This is a genomic window from Gluconobacter cerinus (assembly GCF_025961355.1).
Classification (GTDB): domain Bacteria; phylum Pseudomonadota; class Alphaproteobacteria; order Acetobacterales; family Acetobacteraceae; genus Gluconobacter; species Gluconobacter cerinus.
The window spans coordinates 1,179,246-1,197,478 of record NZ_JAOQNM010000001.1 but is presented as its reverse complement, the minus strand read 5'-3'; the positions used below and the strand labels follow the sequence as shown (position 1 = coordinate 1,197,478).

The 18,233-nt window shown below is 58.5% G+C and carries 14 protein-coding genes; 2 read left to right on the top strand and 12 right to left on the bottom strand.

Going from position 1 to position 18,233, the window contains the following annotated elements; translation table 11 throughout:
• Window positions 1–148 precede the first annotated feature (148 nt).
• Window positions 149–1,864: a D-lactate dehydrogenase gene (gene dld / locus M2305_RS05450; RefSeq protein ID WP_264648787.1), complete on the top strand. Its 1,716-nt coding sequence runs from the start codon at window positions 149–151 to the stop codon at window positions 1,862–1,864.
• A 19-nt stretch (window positions 1,865–1,883) separates the two neighbouring features.
• On the opposite strand, the gene M2305_RS05445 is transcribed toward dld, so the two are convergent.
• From M2305_RS05445 to M2305_RS05435, 3 genes are all read right to left on the bottom strand, one after another.
• Window positions 1,884–2,780, bottom strand: a complete 897-nt coding sequence (locus M2305_RS05445; RefSeq protein WP_264648786.1) for an EamA family transporter — start codon at window positions 2,778–2,780, stop codon at window positions 1,884–1,886.
• A 2-nt stretch (window positions 2,781–2,782) separates the two neighbouring features.
• Window positions 2,783–4,798, bottom strand: a complete 2,016-nt coding sequence (gene parE, locus M2305_RS05440; protein ID WP_046900259.1) for a DNA topoisomerase IV subunit B — start codon at window positions 4,796–4,798, stop codon at window positions 2,783–2,785.
• An 81-nt stretch (window positions 4,799–4,879) separates the two neighbouring features.
• The gene (locus tag M2305_RS05435) at window positions 4,880–5,440 is read right to left on the bottom strand and encodes a hypothetical protein (protein ID WP_249203008.1); all 561 of its coding nucleotides are present in this window, start codon (window positions 5,438–5,440) and stop codon (window positions 4,880–4,882) included.
• Between the two features lie 316 nt (window positions 5,441–5,756).
• Between M2305_RS05435 and M2305_RS05430 the strand changes: the two genes are divergently transcribed.
• Window positions 5,757–6,308, top strand: coding sequence for a hypothetical protein (locus tag M2305_RS05430; RefSeq protein WP_264648785.1), 552 nt, complete (start codon window positions 5,757–5,759; stop codon window positions 6,306–6,308).
• Between the two features lie 140 nt (window positions 6,309–6,448).
• On the opposite strand, the gene M2305_RS05425 is transcribed toward M2305_RS05430, so the two are convergent.
• The 9 genes from M2305_RS05425 to gltX form a co-directional block, all read right to left on the bottom strand.
• On the bottom strand, window positions 6,449–7,597 hold the full coding sequence (locus tag M2305_RS05425) for an OmpA family protein (protein WP_099213312.1): 1,149 nt from the start codon (window positions 7,595–7,597) through the stop codon (window positions 6,449–6,451).
• 142 nt (window positions 7,598–7,739) lie between these two features.
• Window positions 7,740–8,081, bottom strand: a complete 342-nt coding sequence (locus M2305_RS05420; RefSeq protein WP_264648784.1) for a DUF1491 family protein — start codon at window positions 8,079–8,081, stop codon at window positions 7,740–7,742.
• 26 nt (window positions 8,082–8,107) lie between these two features.
• Complete coding sequence (locus M2305_RS05415) at window positions 8,108–9,793, bottom strand: S41 family peptidase (RefSeq protein WP_408871491.1); 1,686 nt, start codon at window positions 9,791–9,793, stop codon at window positions 8,108–8,110.
• A 169-nt stretch (window positions 9,794–9,962) separates the two neighbouring features.
• Entirely contained in the window at window positions 9,963–12,668 is a 2,706-nt protein-coding gene (gene topA, locus M2305_RS05410; RefSeq protein WP_086633109.1) for a type I DNA topoisomerase, read from the bottom strand.
• 20 nt (window positions 12,669–12,688) lie between these two features.
• The gene (gene dprA / locus M2305_RS05405; RefSeq protein ID WP_264648782.1) at window positions 12,689–13,876 is read right to left on the bottom strand and encodes a DNA-processing protein DprA; all 1,188 of its coding nucleotides are present in this window, start codon (window positions 13,874–13,876) and stop codon (window positions 12,689–12,691) included.
• 41 nt (window positions 13,877–13,917) lie between these two features.
• Window positions 13,918–14,547, bottom strand: coding sequence for a glycerol-3-phosphate 1-O-acyltransferase PlsY (plsY, locus tag M2305_RS05400; RefSeq protein ID WP_264648781.1), 630 nt, complete (start codon window positions 14,545–14,547; stop codon window positions 13,918–13,920).
• Window positions 14,544–15,818, bottom strand: a complete 1,275-nt coding sequence (locus tag M2305_RS05395) for a dihydroorotase (protein ID WP_264648780.1) — start codon at window positions 15,816–15,818, stop codon at window positions 14,544–14,546. Before M2305_RS05395 ends, plsY begins: the two co-directional genes overlap by 4 nt.
• Window positions 15,815–16,756 (bottom strand): aspartate carbamoyltransferase catalytic subunit, encoded by a 942-nt coding sequence (locus M2305_RS05390; protein ID WP_046900251.1) that lies wholly within the window; start codon window positions 16,754–16,756, stop codon window positions 15,815–15,817. The genes M2305_RS05395 and M2305_RS05390 overlap by 4 nt, the downstream gene beginning before the upstream one ends.
• A complete protein-coding gene (gene gltX, locus M2305_RS05385) occupies window positions 16,749–18,152 on the bottom strand; it encodes a glutamate--tRNA ligase (RefSeq protein WP_264648779.1) in 1,404 nt (467 codons plus the stop codon). Before gltX ends, M2305_RS05390 begins: the two co-directional genes overlap by 8 nt.
• Between the last annotated feature and the right edge of the window lie 81 nt (window positions 18,153–18,233).

The following is an 18,233-nucleotide window of genomic DNA, read 5'->3' as shown; positions in this document are numbered from 1 at the left end:
CATTGCTTGATCTGAGGCATGGACGGCGCGCTCTTGCGGGTGTGTCTGTAAGCCTGTCGCTGAACAGGCGTAAATTTTGGAACCATGGAGTCCGCTGGCTGCGCTTTGACGGTAGCAACGCCAGAAACGTTGAAGGAAGAATACAGACATGCCGGCCAGCTCCAGCGGGAACACGGTTTTCCTTGATGCCCTTCGTTCGGTCGTTGGCCGTCGTCATGTTCTGACCAAGCCCAACGCGACTTATCGCTTCCGTAAAGGATACCGGTTTGGGCTCGGCGATGTGCTGGCCGTTCTGCAGCCGGGAAACCTTGTTGAACTGTGGAAAGCTGCCAAGCTCTGTGCTGAAAGCGGCAAGATCATCATCATGCAGGCCGCTAACACCGGCTTGACCGGTGGCTCTACACCGGACGGCAATGATTATGACCGCGAGATCGTCATCATCAGCACGAACCGGTTGGATGGCATCCACCTGATCGGTGAGGGGCGGCAGGTTGTCTGTCTTCCTGGCTCGACCCTGCATGATTTGGAAGAAAAGCTCGCCAAAATTGGCCGCGAGCCCCACTCGGTTATCGGCTCATCCTGTATCGGTGCCTCTGTTCTCGGGGGTGTGAGTAACAATTCCGGCGGCGCTCTGGTCCAGCGCGGGCCTGCTTTCACGGAAATGGCCCTGTTCGGTCAGATGGGGGCAGATGGGAAACTGCATCTCGTCAACCATCTGGGGATCCGCCTCGCGGGTGATCCGGAGCAGATTCTTTCTGCCGTCCAGGCTGGGCAGCTTCCTGATAGTGCCATCGACTGGAACGCAGGCCGCGGCCATGACGCGGGTTATGCCCAGCATGTGCGAGACGTGGATGCTGAAACGCCTGCACGCTTTAATGCGGACCCCAACCGCTGGCACGAAGCCGCTGGATGCGCGGGGAAGCTGGTTGTGTTCGCCGTTCGCCTCGACACCTTCAAGGCTAATAAGAATCCAGCAGTATTCTACATCGGGACCAACAGCACGCAGGATCTGGAAGACCTGCGTCGTCATATCCTCACAAGCTTCGACGAGCTGCCAATCGCCGGGGAATATATCCACCGCGACGCGTTCAATATTGCCGAGGTGTATGGCAAGGACACGACGGCCATCATTCGCTACATGGGCACACGGTTCCTGCCCACGTTCTTCGGTCTGAAATCCCGGTTCGATATTGCCGTACAGCGCATCCCCGGCATTTCAGGCCACCTGAGTGACCTGTTGCTTCAGGCGTTCAGCAAGATCATTCCCAAGCAGCTCCCGGCACGCATGTGTGATTTCCGGGATCGTTTCGAGCATCATCTCATGCTCAAGGTATCGGCGGAGCTTGCAGCGCCCGTCAAAGCGTATCTTGAAGAATGGCACTCAAAAACGTCTGGCGATTTCTTTGCCTGCACCCCGGAAGAAGGCAAGCTGGCGTTCCTTCATCGCTTTGCAGCAGCCGGAGCAGCCATCCGTTATCGTGCCGTTCATTCAAAGACGGCAGAAGACATTGTTGCTCTTGATGTGGCGCTGCGCCGAAATGACCGGGAGTGGTTTGAAACCCTGCCGAAAGAGATTGAAGATAAGCTGATCGTCAAACTCTACTACGGCCACTTCTTCTGCCACGTGATGCATCAGGATTACGTGGTGAAAAAGGGCTACAACGCCATGGCCGTGGAGCACTCTATGCTGCCAGGTTTGGAAGCCCGGGGCGCCCGTTATCCTGCCGAGCATAACGTCGGTCATCTTTACGATGCGCCGGAAGAGATGATCGAACACTATCGCAGTCTGGACCCATGCAACTGCTTTAACCCGGGTATTGGCAAAGCCACCAAACGCCGGAACTGGGTTGCTGAAAGCGTCTGATTATCCTTTGCCCGGATGGTTAGTGCAGAGTGGCTTTCTGGGCTGTGAGAACGTTGCCGAGAGACGCAACAACGATGCACAGAACGCCTGCCCATCGCGTGATCGACAGCGCTTCGCCCAGAAAGATCCAGCCTGAAACGGCGCCGAGCATGGGCTCCATGCTCAGCAGAATTCCAAGATCTTTCGGTCGAAGTCGGCGCATGGCCATCATGTCAAGAATATAAGGCACGGCCGAGGAAAGAACGGCCACGCTGAGTGCCGCTCCACCTTGCCACGGATGCGTGATGACTGTGGGAATTGTGGGGATCAGGCAGGGTAGAAGAAAAATTCCCGCTGTTGCCATACCCAGCGTCGTCGCTTGCCCCGCATCCAGGATTTTCCCCATGCGTGTGCCTGTGAGGATATACACGATCCACCCGCAGCCACTCAGGAGTGCTGCACAGACTCCGAATATATCCAGAGCATGGGCAGATCCGGCGACGGCTGCCGTCTCCGGGCGCAGCAGCAGATACAGCCCGGAAATCACAAAGAGCACCCAGCACAGGTCGAGCCAGCGACGTGATCCAGCAAGTGCGAGCGTCAGCGGGCCTGTGAATTCAAGTGCAACCACGATTCCCAGTGGCAGGCGAACCAGCGCCACATAAAAGCAGAAGTTCATGACCGCGACAGACGCGCCATAAGGCAGCAGTAGCTTCAGGGCTGCTGGTGTCAGGGTCATGCGAGTCGGGCGCCAGATGGCCAGCAGAATGAGTGCGGCCATGCAGACACGCAGCCCCACCATCCCGGTTGGACCAAAGAGCGGAAAAAGCCCCTTCGCCAGAGTGGCGCCGATCTGGAAGGAGGATATCCCCCCGATCAGTAGCCCTACCGCCTTAAGTTGTCCGTATTTTTCAACAGGCTGCACACCAGTGGTCACGTTCAGACGTCAAGATCTTCGACGGAACGGGCATGCTCCTGAATGAAGCGGAAGCGGAGTTCCGGCTTGCGCCCCATGAGGCTTTCCACGCGTTCGCTTGTCAGCGCGCGATCTTCAGGAAGAGCAACAACCCGCAGAAGCGTCCGGCGTGCAGGGTCCATCGTCGTCTGCTTGAGGTCCTTCACAGGCATTTCGCCCAGACCCTTGAATCGGGACACTTCGACCTTCGCATTGGACTTGAAGTCCGCCTTGATGCGCTTGTCACGGTCCTGATCGTTCATCGCATAGACCGTCTTTGCCCCATGCGTCAGGCGATACAGCGGCGGCTGAGCCAGATGCAGATGACCATGACGGATCAGTTCCGGCATTTCGCGATAGAAGAACGTCATCAGAAGGGAGGCGATATGCGCCCCGTCGACGTCGGCGTCTGTCATGATGATGACGCGGCCATATCGAAGGCGGCTGATGTCGAAAGACGACCCCAGACCGCAGCCAAGAGCTTCCGTCAGGTCACGAAGTTCCTGATTTCCGCGGAGTTTGTCGGCGGTGGCGGAGGCGACGTTCAGAATCTTGCCACGCAGTGGCAGAACAGCCTGCGTTTCCCGGTCACGTGCCTGGCGCGCAGAGCCACCAGCCGATTCGCCCTCGACCAGAAACAGCTCGGTCTCGGAGGCATTCTCGCGGGTGCAGTCTGTCAGCTTGCCGGGAAGGCGCAGTTTGCGGGTTGCACTTTTCCGCGCTGTTTCCTTGACTTCACGACGGCGCAAACGCTCTTCAGCGCGCTCCACCATGAATGCCAAAAGATTATCGGCCTGCTGCGGGTTCCCCCCGAGCCAATGGTCGATTCGGTCACGCAGGGCGCCTTCTACAAGACGCGAGGCTTCCTGATTGGTCAGTTTGTCCTTGGTCTGGCCCTGAAACTGCGGGTCACGAATAAAGACAGAAAGCTTGGCGGCAACGGCGCCAAGAACATCTTCAGCCGTGATCGCCGCTGCTCGTTTGACCTTGCGCTGGTCCCCCCAGGAACGGAAACCCTTAACCAGAGCGGCTCGGAAGCCCGCTTCATGCGTGCCGCCTTGCGGCGTGGGAATCGTGTTGCAATAGGAGGTGAGTGTGGATGTACCAGCTTCCAGAAACGCGACAGCCCACTCTACCTTGCCACCTGTTCGGCCGTCGGCTGCCAGAGGAAGCTCAGCTTCTCCGGCCCAAAGTGGCGTCAACAGATCGGGGTTGGCACCGAGTTCTGCCGTCAGGGCATCTTCCAGGCCGTTCGGAAACTGGATCGTGGCTTCGACTGGTGTTTCGTCGCCAGCCTTGATCAGCTCCGGATCACATTTCCACTGAATGATGACGCCACGGAACAGGGCGGCCTTGGAGCAGCAGAGCCGGTACAGGCGGGATGCGGAGAAATGAAGATTCCCGAAGATTTCCGGATCAGGCGAAAATCGGACCGTGGTGCCTCGGCGATTGGGAGCCTTGCCGACTTCGGCCAAAGGGCCAAGCGGCACACCACGGGAGAAATCCTGCCGATAAAGTACCCGGTCCCTGGCGACCTCCACTTCGAGCTTGTCGGAGAGCGCGTTGACGACCGAACTGCCGACACCATGCAGGCCGCCAGACGTATCATACGCCTTGCCAGAGAATTTTCCGCCCGCATGAAGCGTCGTGAAGATTACTTCCAGCGCGGATTTATCCGGGAATTTGGGGTGAGGGTCCGTTGGGATGCCACGGCCGTTATCGCGCACCATAAGTGTCCGTGGGCCTTCCAGTCGCATTTCGATGCTACTGGCATGGCCGGCTACGGCTTCATCCATGGCGTTATCGAGAATTTCGGAGGCAAGGTGATGATAGGCGTTATCATCCGTGCCACCGATATACATTCCAGGGCGACGACGAACAGGCTCCAGTCCTTCAAGGACCTCGATATCCTGTGCGCCATAATCCGTGTTGACGGCGCCTTTGCGGCCGCCAGTCGCCTTGGTATTTCCTGCTTTGCCTGACTCGAACAGATCGCTCATGTCTGCGTTGTCGCCGCCCCAGTCCGGAACGTCAAGAGAACGCTTCCGGATGGAACAGAACGACTGACTTTCGGCAGCAGATCAGGCGCGGTGCGTGCGACGCGTCGTAGTGCTTTTGGTTGTGCCATGGCGCGGGCGACGGTCAACCGTGGCAGGTGCTGCACAGCTCTCATAGGACGCAGGCTGGGCGACATCTTTGGCTTCGGCGTAGTGAGCCAGATCAGATCCTGTTTCCAGTGCATCAATCTCATCGAACATGGCTGTGCGCTGTTCACAGAAGACCGTGCCGGACTTCAGGCCGCCAAGAGACTGCACATCAGCTAGCTGCGTGATGTAATCATCGTGAGCTGCCTGAGCGCGGCGGCCGTAGGTGGTGCGGAAATAGCCATCGAGGCGCTTTTCCGCGTCCAGAAGGGACGGGCGGAACTTGGCAACGAACGCGTTGTAGCGATCCTGCGATTTGCAGGAGAGAGCCGTTACCATCAGTTCGGACTTCAGGCCCGCGACGTCAAAAGCTTCATGAGCCGGGGAGTTGCCGCACTCAGCTGCGAAAGCTGGCGTGGCATGAGCGGCGAACAGTGTTGTGCACGCCAGGCCAGCACCAGCCAGACGGACGAAGGAACGACGGAAAAACGAAGGCATCGACAAACTCCACAAGGCCGGGACTGATGGCCGGAAACAGACAGACAGCATAATCCGGGCTTGCGGCCCGCGGAAAGATGAATCCGCATGTGAGAAACGTGCGGCAAGCTCTTTACCTGCAACATAATTTCGTGGCGGAAAATGGGCGTTCGCGTTCTCAATTGTAATTTATCGCGCCGACCGCAGAAAAAGCCCTGAAAGTGCGCTTAAGGGAGACGGACAGGCTTTCACCCCGCCTCGTCCTGTTCTACATGCGAACGTCTATCTTGTCGCGGGAAGCGCGGCATTAAGTCTGTCACGAGCGTTGGAGTTGACCGTGCGCCTGCGAGGTTCCGTCATTACCCTGGGATCGGCCTTTGCCTTTTCCCTGCTTCTTTCCGGCTGCGCACAGCAGGCGATCGTTCAACGCTCTGTGACGCCGAACCCCTTCGGCTACCAGAAGGTTTCTGCAGTCTGCCACGTCTCGCCGGTTACAACCGCCGCTGATGGCACGATGAACGTGGACATGACCGTTCGCAGTGACGATGGCCTCTGCGCGATCTCCGTGCAGAAATCCTTCGGCAGCAGCTATTCCTCCTTCGGTGTGAATCCTGCGCCGTCACACGGCAAGGCTTTCCTCTACAACTACGATGGCCACACCTACGTGAACTATACCCCTGCAACGGCTTATGCTGGTGCAGACACGTTCACGGCGGAGCTGATCCCAGGTGGTGGCAAGAAGCGCGAACACCTCGTTGTACACATCACTGTGGACGCGACCGGCGTTGTTGTTGCCAAGCCTGCTGTTACGGCACCGACGCCGAAGGCTGCTACAACCACCACGAAAAAGAAGACAACTACGCGTCAGACGACACGTCGCAAGCACTGAAGCTCTTTAGCTTCGTGACGAAAAAGGCGGGGTTTATCCCCGCTTTTTTTGTATCGTTTTTACCAGATCAGACATGAAAAAAGCCGGCCCCCAGTCAAGGGCGCCGGCTTTCAAGGCCGTTTAAAACGTAAGGCTAAACCTTACTTGAAATCGATTTCAACGCGGCGGTTCTGAGGCTCACGAGCATTCGGGCCTGTCGGGACGAGGGGATGAGCCTCACCAAAGCCCTGTGTTGAAATGAGGCCAGCTGCCACACCGTCACGGATCAGCTCAGCCTTCACACTCTCGGCGCGACGGTTGGAGAGGCCGAGATTGTAAGCCTGACCGCGTGCACCTGGCTGGGCAGCGGACGTGTCCGTATATCCGCTGACTTCAATATGCGTGACCTGGGTCGAAGTGGAATTCTTGGCAGCTTCAGCCACCACAGACTTCGCACGTTCGCTCAGCGCAGCCGAATCCCAGTCAAAAAAGACCAGATACGTGCGTGTCGGGGCTGGCGCTGGCGCAGCGATCACTGCTGGAGCCGGTGGTGCAGGCGGCGGAGCCGGGTTGAACTCGTATCGCAGGCCTAGGAGCAGCGAGTGATTGAAGTTCGTGCGGGTATCGCGGTTGCCCGTGGAAGAGCCATAAGCCTGCTTCTGATCCCAGCCGCCGTAAACGCCTGTCGCCGTAGCGTGATGACCGTTAGGCCCAAGCAGGGAATAGAAACGGTATTCTGTCGTGGCAGAGAGACCAACCACCCAGGGAACAGGGAAGGACAGACCAAAGATGCCCTGATAGGCGAAGTTTCCTGCCGTACCGGTGACGTGCTGGTCGAATGCACCGCTGGGCGCATGAACATAGGTGTTCATGGACTGCCAGCCGTAGCCTACGCCTGCGCCGAAATACGGATAAACCCAGGACTGCCCGATATCCATGTCAAACAGGGCATTTGCCATTACGCCGTAGCTCTGCTGGCGACCACCAACAGAAGACGGGAACAGGCTGCTCTTGAACTGCTGGAGACGATTGTTGCGGTAATTTCCCTCAACCTCGACCCGGAACCCGTTTCCCAGGCCCCAGCCAACGCTGCCGAGTCCCGTGACGCCTGCCTGATAATGGTCACGGCCACTCGGGAAGACAGGAGAAAGACGGACTGTCTGATCCTGGTTGAAGCTCGCGCCGCCTGACCCGGAAACGTACAGTCCCCTGACCGGCTGCGCCTCTGCGGCCCCCATGACCAGCATCGAAACGCCTGCAGTGAGCCCGGCCCGGGCAAGCCAGGTCCTGAAAACGGATCGCTGCATCATGTCATTTCTCTCCAACCAACCCAATTTGAAAGTCTTCTTGCCGAAACTACAGGCGATGGCAACGCGCCGAACCCTTTAATGGGTGATGCGAAAGTTTCACAATGGGCATGTTCGTCGCCCAGTGTGTCCTCCCTCCCACAGTTCAGTGCATCACGTCCAGATCTGCGCGACGCGAACCGAGTGTTCGTTCCAGCGGCGTGGCCACATTCCGAACTTCCAGTTCAATGACCCAGAGGTCCGGATCATAACGACGCTGGCGTTCCAGATACTCTTCCAGTCCGGCAGCACCTTCAACGTCGGCCCGAATCCAGTCCGAACCATTTTCACGAAGAAGGGCAACATTGTCGTCGCGGTCCCTGAGAACGATCAGGACGGCTCCGGCATCCTCATCACCCTTTTTCATGACCATGGCGGACGTGCCGTCGGAAGAAATCCGTCGCATCACGGCGCGCACCCAGAGACCTGTTTTTAAACGTGCACCCATGAAAGTTCCGTCCATATCCTGAAAAGTTAGTGCAGAGGTGCGGTATTTTCGTCTGGGACAGCTTCAAGTGCTGCCTTGTAGGCCGAAGCAGAAGACAGCATGAATCTTGCCGTGTCCATGTCTGCGTCTGTCCCGATCGCTGCCGGGCAATGACGTCGAATGTCCAGAATTCGGGCAACAGGAACGGGGTAGCGCGCTGCCCGAGCCATCTGAACAGCGCCTGCCTGCGGGGCATTCCCGTTTTTCAGAGCGTCAAGCTGGGCATGTAGGTCATCGCTCCCCCGGGAGGTGCAAACCTGAGGCATGACGCCCAGACCTTGAATGGGCCAGCCCAGCGGGGCCTGATTGCGGCTCCATGTCACGAACAGTTCGCCGCCATTGGGCATCTGGCCAATCACCTGAACCAGACCCTTGCCCAAGGTCTCGCTGCCAATGACGACGGCGCGGCGATGATCGGCCAAGGCTGCGGCAAGAATTTCCGCTGCGCTTGCTGTGCGGCCATCCACGAGAATGACAATTGGCGCTCCACTTGTCATGTCGCCGCCTTGAACGGCCCAGATGTGATTGGCCTGAGGATCGCGGCCATGCGTTGTGACTGCTACGCCATGATCGAGGAACAAGGCGGCAGCCGTAACAGCCTGTTGAAGAACGCCGCCACGGTCCCCGCGCAGATCGATGATGATCCCGGCAGGGCGCTTTGCTTTGCCTGCTGCCTGCGTGGCACCAGAGCCATCAGGTGTGTCATCTTCCACCACCTGATCGAGATACTGGCTGATTTCCTCAGCCGTCTGGGTCGAAAAGGAAGTGATCCTCAGAAGTGTGTAGGCATCCATCGTAGATGCAAAAACAGTCTCGGGCGGGACCTGCGCTCTCATCAGCTTCAAGGTCGCCGGACGTTTCCCCTTGGAGGCCAGGGCCAGAGATACGGCTGTGCGCTCATCGCCGTCCAGCCAGCTCTGGACGGTATCAGGAGACTGTCCGTGCGTAGATTTTCCATTCACCGACACCAGACGCTGTCCCATGTCCACCCCAGCCTCCCAGGCCGGTCCATTGGCATTGACAGCCGTCACAACAATCGAATGACCTTTTTGTCCCAGCGTCAGTCCTACAGTGCCGCTTTGGCCGGTACGGCGTGTTCGGTCCGCAACCGCCGGGGTCGGTCCCAGATACCGTGAATACGGGTCCATGTGGTTGAACAGTTCATCAAAGAACCCTTGAAGCAGGGCATCATCACCCGCCTCCCGGATCGTGGATGAGTGGGACCAGGCAGCGTCCATGGCGGCAGTTACAAGATCCGCCCATCCGGTTCGGCTGGTATCGGCTGGGAGGGGATGCTTGAAGAAAGCCTTCTGTCCGCGCGTGATTGTCACGGTTTCAGGAATATGCTGACCGTCACGATCCTCAGCAGGGTTCGTTGTCACGATAATTGTGGGATCAATCGCCGTTAGCCCATCCAGTCCCCAGATACAGAATTCCCTTGCGGAATGGGCATCAAGGGTGCGCGGCGCCAGAAACCCGAGGGCGGCGACAAGAACGTCCCTGGTCATTCCACCAGCAAAGGCCGGAGCGGCTTCAGGTGTGCTGCTTGATGGCGTGGCCTGCGTCTGGGCCAGAGCAGGCTGGATACCCCCTCCCAGCGCCAGTGTGAGAAGGCTGAGGATAAGAACCGGGCGGCACGCCGTCTCGCGAATATGCGACAGAAACAGGATCATGGGACGTGCGGCATGGCGCAAAGAGGGGTCCTTGAGGAGAGGCGGAAAGAAGGAAGTGGTTACCCCATCCATCTTTTGACCACGCCACAAACTTCGGCCCCGGTAAAGACACACCAATGACATTGTTGGAAGGAGTGCAACCAGGTCACACCCCCTCCAGAGTAACGCTTCAGGCTTCCGAGGAAGAGTCTGCTGCCGTTTTCCGCTTTTTCGTTGCGGATCCGGCTGTTTTCCGCGCCGTCGAAGTTTTTGTTGTGGCGCGGGTCGTCTTTTTCTTTGGAGCTTCTTCGCCAGAAGTTGCATCCACATCCGAAGTTTTTTTGCTTTTTGCCGTTTTGGCTGGAGCCTTCTTCGCAGTGGTCTTCTTGGCTGCACCCTTCAGAGGTTTGCCCTTCTCAGCCAGGAGCGCCACCGCAGCATCGAGCGTGATGTCGTTCATGTCCTGATCCTTGGGCAGATTGGCAATCAACTGGCCATGCTGCGCATACGGACCGAAACGCCCCTTGCGGATCATGACCGGCTCACCGTCCTTGGGATGTGCTCCGAGGTTACGGATGGAGGCGAGCTTCTTCGCCAGGCTGTCGACTGCCCGGTTCAGCCCAACCGTCAGAACGTCATCGTCTTTGTCCAGCGTGCCGTAGATCGCACCCATCTTCACATAGGGCCCAAACCGTCCAAGGCCGGCTTCGATCTTTTCCCCAGTTTCCGGATGCATCCCAACCAGCCGGGGTAGGGACAGAAGTCCCAGAGCCTGCTCCATGGTCATGGTGTTACCGTCCAGCCCCTTGGGGATGGTTGTACGCTTGGGCTTGGCCTTCTTGTCTTCCGGGTTGGGTTCCCCCTGCTGGACGTATAGTCCATAGGGCCCACGACGAATGGTGATATCCTCACTGGTGTCCGGATGCTGGCCCAGAACCTTGATGCCGTCCTTGAGGCCCTCATCCGCACCGTCATCAGCGACCAGACGTCGCGTAAATTGGCAGGTCGGATAGTTGGAGCAGCCGATGAAGGCGCCAAACTTGCCAAGACGCAGCCCCAGACGGCCTGTTCCGCAGGATGTGCAGACCCGTGGATCAGTACCGTCGTCCTTGGGCGGGAAGAAGTGATCGCCCAGATCTTCATCCAGCGCGTCAATGACGTCTGAGATTTTCAGATCTTTTGTCTGATCTACGGCTGCCGAAAAGTCATGCCAGAAGGCTGCCATGACATCGTGCCAGTCAGCCCGGCCACCGGAAATGTCATCCAACTGTTCTTCAAGAGACGCCGTGAAGCCAGTATCGACATAACGCTCGAAAAAGGACGTCAAGAACGCTGTGACCAGTCGTCCGCGGTCTTCCGGCAGGAAGCGCTTGGCTTCCAGTCGAACGTAGTTACGATCCCGCAGAACGCCCAGAACAGAGGCATAGGTGGAAGGACGACCAATGCCGATCTCTTCCATTTTCTTGACCAGAGACGCTTCGGAATAGCGCGGCGGCGGCTGGGTGAAGTGCTGCTCAGCGTCAACAGCCGTCGTCGCGACGCGATCCCCTTCCTTCATGGCAGGAAGCAGCTTGCCGTCGTCGTCTTCCGCCTTCGAATCGTCCTTGCCTTCGATGTAAAGCTTCAGGAAGCCGTCGAAGGCAATCGTCGAACCCGTTGCCCGAAGCAGTGTTTGTCCGCTGGCATCCGCCAGGGTGACTGCAACCTGATCAAGCTCGGCAGATTGCATCTGTGACGCCACCGCGCGCTTCCAGACCAGTTCATACAGCCGCCGCTGTTCAGGAGACAGCGCATGAGCGACCTGTTGAGGTGTGCGGAACACATCCGTAGGGCGCACGGCTTCATGCGCTTCCTGCGCGTTCTTGGCTTTGGTCGAATAGGCACGCGGATAATCCGGTACGTACTCGTCCCCAAACGCCTTGCCGATATGCCCGCGAATCGCACCGATTGCCTCTTTGGCCATCGTGACGCCATCGGTTCGCATGTAGGTGATCAGACCGATCGTCTCACCACCAAGATCCACGCCCTCATAAAGCTGCTGGGCCGTGCGCATCGTTGTCTGCGCGCTCATGCCAAGCTTGCGGGAGGCTTCCTGCTGAAGCGTAGAGGTCGTGAATGGCGGCGGTGGGTTGCGCTTTGTCCGTTTGCGCTCAACAGAGCGAACGGTGAACTGACCTGCCTGTACGATGTCACGAGCTTCAAAGGCCAGCTGCTCGTTATTGAGATCGAACTGGTCGAGTTTGTCACCACGCAGATGGGTGAGGCGCGCCTGAAAAGCTGCTTTCGCCGGAGTATTGAACCCGCCAGTAACGGTCCAGTATTCCTTCGGCTTGAAAACCTCGATCTCGGCTTCACGCTCACAAATGAGGCGGAGCGCTACGGACTGCACGCGGCCCGCACTCTTGCTGCCCGGCAGCTTACGCCAAAGCACTGGCGACAGCGTAAAGCCCACCAGATAGTCCAGCGCACGACGGGCCAGATAAGCGTCAATCAGGGGCTGATCCAGCTCACGTGGGCCAGCCATCGCAGCAGTGACGGCAGATTTCGTAATTTCGTTGAAGGTGACGCGATGAACGTCGATTCCCTTCAGGAGCTTCTTTTCTTCAAGAACACTGCGCACATGCCACGAGATTGCTTCACCTTCGCGATCCGGGTCAGTGGCCAGATAGAGGTTCTTTGCTCCCTTGAGAGCCTTTGCAATGGCCGCAATCTGTTTGGCGCCCCGGTCGTCCGTCTGCCAGCTCATGGCAAAGTTTTCGTCCGGGCGTACGCTCCCGTCCTTGGGCGGCAGATCCCGCACATGGCCGAAGGAAGCAAGAACGGTAAACCCGCTTCCCAGATACTTGTTGATCGTCTTGGCCTTTGATGGGCTCTCGACTACCACAACGTCTGTCATTGCCACTCCGGTCTTCCGCGTCACTTCCTGTTCGGCTGTAACGCCACGCGCCCGCCGGGCACGAACTCCACGACACCCCCAAGCTCAAGCTCGGTCAGTGTCGACAGTACTGCCGAAACGGAGAACTGGCAGCGGCGCATCACCTCGTCAACTGTTACCGGTGTCATGGAGAGAAGCGGAAGCACCTCAGACAGCACAAGATCGGGGTCTTCCCAGTGATCCTCCGTACTCACATTCCATGCTGTGTAAGGTTCTGAAAAGCCTTGTAAAATACTAGGTTGGTGCGCCTGCTTTACCCATGGAGGTGAAAGGGGAGCCGGGAGCTCGGAAGGGAGGCAAGAAAGAATATCCTGCACATTTTCCGTGAGCGTCGCTCCGCGCCTTAAAAGCTCATTGCCGCCGCGAGACCGGGGATCGAGTGGCGAGCCGGGAACGGCATAGAGTTCCCTGTCATATGAGATCGCCAGACTGGCCGTAATCAGCGTTCCGGAATGCAATGCGGCTTCCACAACAACGCATCCGAGAGAGATCCCGGCAATCAGCCGATTGCGGCGAGGAAAGTGTCGCGCCTGGGGAACAGTCCCCAATGGCGCCTCTGTCACCAGGCACCCGCGTTCGGCAATACTGGCCTGCAACTTTGCATTTTCTGGCGGATACACGTGATCCAGCCCTCCAGCGACAGCCGCCGCCGTCAGGCCGGGATAAAGGGCTGCCTCATGAGCCGCCGAATCGATCCCACGAGCCAGACCTGAAACAACACAGATTTTCGAGTCCGCCAGCTCGGCAGAGAGGCTTTCGGCCATGCGAATGCCCGCAGCTGAAGCATTGCGTGCTCCAACAATGCCGACAGAGCGCAGAGAGAGTTTAGATGGATCTCCCTGAACAAAGAGCACAGGTGGAGCGTCTTTGATGAAGGATAGCATCAGGGGATAATTGGCGTCCCCCCGGATCAAAACATTTCCGCCCATTTTCCGGAGGGTTTCAACTTCATCGGCCATCTGGTTAGCCGATGGAATAACCGGAAGATCCAGACGGCCAGCCTGACGCATCCGTTCAGGAAGTGCGGAAAGAGCCGCAGTCGGGCCGCCATATTGGCAGAGTAGTCTGGAAAAATTGATCGGACCCACGCCCGGCGTGCGAGCAAGACGCATCGCGTCGAGTCGCTCTTGATCAGACAACCGGAACGGTGGAGCAGAAAACGTCGTCATGTTTTCGCTCCTATCCGAATTTCATTAACAGTTGCCTAAAATCAGGATGATTTTGTCTTGACGTTCACCCGAGGTTCGTTGCCCGTCAGCAGACGGACTATATTGCTATAGTGTCGCACCCAAATCAGGAGGGCGATGAGAAAGGTCGCGACAGGAATGGGAGAACTGGCACCCCGGCCCAGCACGACAACCATCAAAATCGGCGCGACAAGAAATGCTGAAAGCGCTCCAGCCGACGAGATCCGGCTTATCCGCGCTACGGCGAGCCAGACCACGCAGCACGCCACACCAACAGGCCAGCACAAAACCCAGATTGTCCCGAGTCCCGTGGCAACGCCCTTACCGCCCCTGAATCCCAGCCAGACGGGGAAACAGTGCCCGACCACCACCGAGACTGCCGCTACGGCCATGGCGAGTGACGGCGGGCCACCACCGAACCGAAGCGCCAGAAAGACTGCCAGCGCCCCTTTGAGAGCATCTAAAAGAAGGGTGGCCGCGGCCAAGCCCTTGCGACCAGTCCGCAGGACATTGGTGGCGCCGATATTCCCGGAACCAATCTGGCGAATGTCTCCGCCGCCGCCGAAAGCCGTTAAAATCAGCCCGAACGGGATGCTCCCGATAACATACGCGACTGTGGCGACAAGCAGCAGGTTGGGATGTGACAGCGTCATGCCAAGCCCTCAGCCGTGAAGACCTCGCGGCCTCGTCGGAAGGTCCGCAGGACTCGTCCTGTCAGCTTCTGACCATCAAATGGCGTATTTTGGGCCCGGCCCGGTAGTTCGCCAGCCGTCACTTCCCAAACAGCATCAGGGTCGAACAGGCAGAGATCGGCATCCTGACCAATTGCCAGTGTTCCCGCCGAAATGCCCAGAAGAGCGGCAGGAGCACAGGTGACAAGACGCAGGGCATCCATCAGAGGCAGCCCTGCGCCCAGTGTCACACCCAAAAGCGTGACAAGACCTGTCCCACCTGCACGCGCCTGCGCGAATGGAAGACGTTTGTCGTCCGCATCTGCCGGGGCGTGATCAGATGCCACGGCATCAATCGTACCATCAGCAAGGGCCGCACAAACTGCTGCCCTGTCTGATTCTGCACGCAGCGGTGGAGAGAATTTCGCGTAGGTACGGAAGTCCCCAATGTCTTCTTCCGTCATGGCGAAATAAGGGGGCGCTGTGTCACATGTTACTTTGACGCCACGTGTTTTGGCTGTTCGGATCAGATCCAGCCCTTCGGCCGTAGAGACGTGCGCGAAATGCAGTCTCGCCCCAGTCATCTCGGCCAAACGAAGATCGCGGGCAATCATGATCGCCTCAGCCGCGGCCGGAACCTGCGGTAGACCCAAACGGACCGCCAGCGCACTTGCCGTCGCGCAGGCGCCCTTGGCGAGCGAAGGCTCTTCCGGGTGCTGCACAACCAGCGCGTCAAGGAAGCGGGAATAGGACAGCAGATTGCGCATCTGCTTGGCGTCTGTGATGGCACGCGTGCCATCCGTGAACGCCACGGCGCCTGCGTCCTGCAACAGACCCAGCTCCGCCATGTCTCCGCCCTCGCAGCCACGCGTCAGCGCGCCATAAGGGTGAATAGAGACCATACCCGTCTCTTCGCCGCGCACCTTCAGAAGATGCACCAGCGCCGGATTGTCGATTGCCGGAGACGTGTTGGGCAGAACGGCCATGGTGGTAATCCCACCCGCCACGGCAGCCCGCGCACCTGACTTGACGCTTTCACGATACTCAAAGCCCGGTTCACCCAAGGCAACACGCATATCCACAAGCCCAGGGCACAGAACTGCACCCTGACCATCAATCACGCGCGCGCCTTCTGGCGTCTCGGGGCTGTCGATAGCGGCGATGCGGCCGTCTTCAACCGTCAGGCGTCCGATGCCATCTCGGCCAGATGCTGGATCGACCAGACGGACATTTTCAAAAACAGTAATCGTCATGAGGGCATCCGTGCGCGTGACAGGCGATCAAGAACAGCCATACGCACCGCCACACCCATTTCTACCTGTTCGGCAATCACGCTCTGGTCCGAATCTGCTACATCTGAGGCAATCTCGACACCTCGGTTCATGGGGCCGGGATGCATGACCAGCGCGCCCGGGTTGGCCAGTGCCAGTCGGCGGCTATCCAGACCGAAAAAGCGGAAATATTCGCGCGAGCTTGGTACGAGACCGGCGCCCATGCGCTCTTTCTGAAGCCGCAGGGACATGACGACGTCTGCGCCTTTCAGGGCCTCGTCCATGTCCGAGTACAGCGTGACGTTCCCAAGCTCTGCCATGGCGGACGGTAGAAGCGTTGGCGGTCCAACCAGGCGGATCGTATTTCCCATTGCGGTCAGGAGATGGATATTGGATCGCGCGACCCGGCTGTGACCCACATCTCCGCAGATCGCAATGGTCAGACCTTCCAGCCGCCCGAAATGACGACGGATGGTCAGAGCATCCAATAAAGCCTGAGTTGGATGTTCATGCGTGCCATCCCCAGCATTCACCACGCTGGCTTCGACCTTCTGGGATAGTAGGGCCGGTGCACCGGACTGGCCATGACGCACGACCAGAAGATCGCAGCGCATGGCATTCAGCGTGGATGCCGTATCCAGCAGTGTTTCACCCTTGTTCACCGAGCTGGTCGCAACCGTCATGTTGATGACGTCTGCGCCAAGGCGTTTGCCTGCCAGCTCAAAACTGGTGCGGGTACGGGTGCTGTCTTCGAAGAACAGATTGATGACTGTCCGGCCCCGTAACGCATCCCGTGGTGCGGAACGGGAACGGCTCAGGAGTGCATAGCTCTCCGCCAGATCGAGGAACGGAGCAATTTGCCCCGCTGTTAGCCCCTCGATTCCCAGCAGATGCCGGGGGACGGATGGCCGCTCAGGCACTGAGCACACTCGCAATGCGGGCCAGAACCTCGTCACGGCCAAGAGCCGCCAGCGTCAGGTCAATGCCTGGGGAGGTGGTGGATCCTGTCATTGCTGCCCGGAGCGGCTGAGCTACGGACCCAAGCTTCAACTCGTTCTTCTCGGCATAAGCGCGAAGGGCACCATCGATGGCTTCCGCTGTGAAATCCGGCAGAGCTGCCAGATCATGCCCGACGCCTTCAAGAACCTTGCGACCGTTCTCGTCCAGCAGCTTCTCAGCCTTGGGCGTAAAGGTCAGCGGAAGTGTGAAGCCTGCGAAGGCTGCGTTCTCCGTCAGTTCGACCAGCGTCTTGGCGCGTTCCTTAAGGCCGGACATCATGGCCAGAACACGGGCACGCGTGCGGTCATCAGCAACAACGCCTTCACGACCTTGCAGACGCTCCAGAACATCGTTTGTGAGACGCTCATCGTCAGCCTGACGCATCCAGACACCATTGAGGTGTGCCAGCTTCACATAATCCATACGGGACGGGGAACGACCGACGCCATCCAGATCGAACAGCTTGATCTGCTCTTCACGGGACAGAACCTCAGCATCACCATGACCCCAGCCCAGACGGAGCAGGTAGTTGCACAGGGCTTCCGGCAGATACCCTTCCTCGCGGAAATCTACGACGGACTGCGCGCCGTGACGCTTGGACAGCTTGGCGCCATCCGGACCGTGAATGAGCGGCAGGTGAGCGAAGTGAGGCAGATCCCAGCCCATTGCGCGATAGATCATGGCTTGACGGAAGGTGTTCGTCAGATGGTCATCACCGCGCATGACATGGGTGATCTCCATGTCATGGTCATCACAGACCACGGCGTGCAGGTAGGTCGGCGTGCCGTCGGAACGCAGGATGATCAGATCATCCATTTCCACGTTCGCAACGCGGACTTCGCCCTGCACCAGATCCTTGATGACGGTCTCGCCCTCACGTGGTGCCTTCAGGCGAATCACATAAGGCGCACCTTCCGGCGCTTCGGACGGATCACGGTCACGCCAGGTGCCGTCATAACGGGGCGGACGCTTCTCGGCCATGGCCTTCTCGCGCATGGCCGTCAGTTCTTCTGGCGTGCAATAGCACTTGTAGGCTTCGCCTTTGGCCAGAAGCTCAAGAGCGACTTCCGTATGGCGGTCCTGACGGGCTGACTGGAAAACGGGTTCGGCATCGGCCGTAATTCCCATCCAGGCAAGGCCGTCAAAGATGACGTCCACAGCACGTTGCGTGGAACGTTCCTTGTCAGTGTCCTCAATCCGCAACAGGAATTCGCCACCGTGATGGCGTGCGAAGAGGAAATTGAACAGAGCAGCCCTGGCATTACCAACATGCAGCAGGCCCGTAGGGGAGGGTGCAAAGCGCGTACGGATGGTCATGCGGCTCTCATATCATGGTCATGCGGCACGGGCCATCCGCATCGTTCGACCATAAAGTGTGTCACTCTTTTGCAATGTGTT

Bases quoted from the DNA above. Each gene is read 5' to 3' on its own strand.
- gltX (WP_264648779.1), bottom strand. From the start codon at position 18,152: ATGACCATCCGTACGCGCTTTGCACCCTCCCCTACGGGCCTGCTGCAT.
- dprA (WP_264648782.1), bottom strand. From the start codon at position 13,876: ATGACGACGTTTTCTGCTCCACCGTTCCGGTTGTCTGATCAAGAGCGA.
- M2305_RS05420 (WP_264648784.1), bottom strand. From the start codon at position 8,081: ATGGGTGCACGTTTAAAAACAGGTCTCTGGGTGCGCGCCGTGATGCGA.
- M2305_RS05425 (WP_099213312.1), bottom strand. From the start codon at position 7,597: ATGATGCAGCGATCCGTTTTCAGGACCTGGCTTGCCCGGGCCGGGCTC.
- M2305_RS05435 (WP_249203008.1), bottom strand. From the start codon at position 5,440: ATGCCTTCGTTTTTCCGTCGTTCCTTCGTCCGTCTGGCTGGTGCTGGC.
- M2305_RS05395 (WP_264648780.1), bottom strand. From the start codon at position 15,818: ATGACGATTACTGTTTTTGAAAATGTCCGTCTGGTCGATCCAGCATCT.
- dld (WP_264648787.1), top strand. From the start codon at position 149: ATGCCGGCCAGCTCCAGCGGGAACACGGTTTTCCTTGATGCCCTTCGT.
- parE (WP_046900259.1), bottom strand. From the start codon at position 4,798: ATGAGCGATCTGTTCGAGTCAGGCAAAGCAGGAAATACCAAGGCGACT.
- plsY (WP_264648781.1), bottom strand. From the start codon at position 14,547: ATGACGCTGTCACATCCCAACCTGCTGCTTGTCGCCACAGTCGCGTAT.
- topA (WP_086633109.1), bottom strand. From the start codon at position 12,668: ATGACAGACGTTGTGGTAGTCGAGAGCCCATCAAAGGCCAAGACGATC.
- M2305_RS05415 (WP_408871491.1), bottom strand. From the start codon at position 9,793: ATGATCCTGTTTCTGTCGCATATTCGCGAGACGGCGTGCCGCCCGGTT.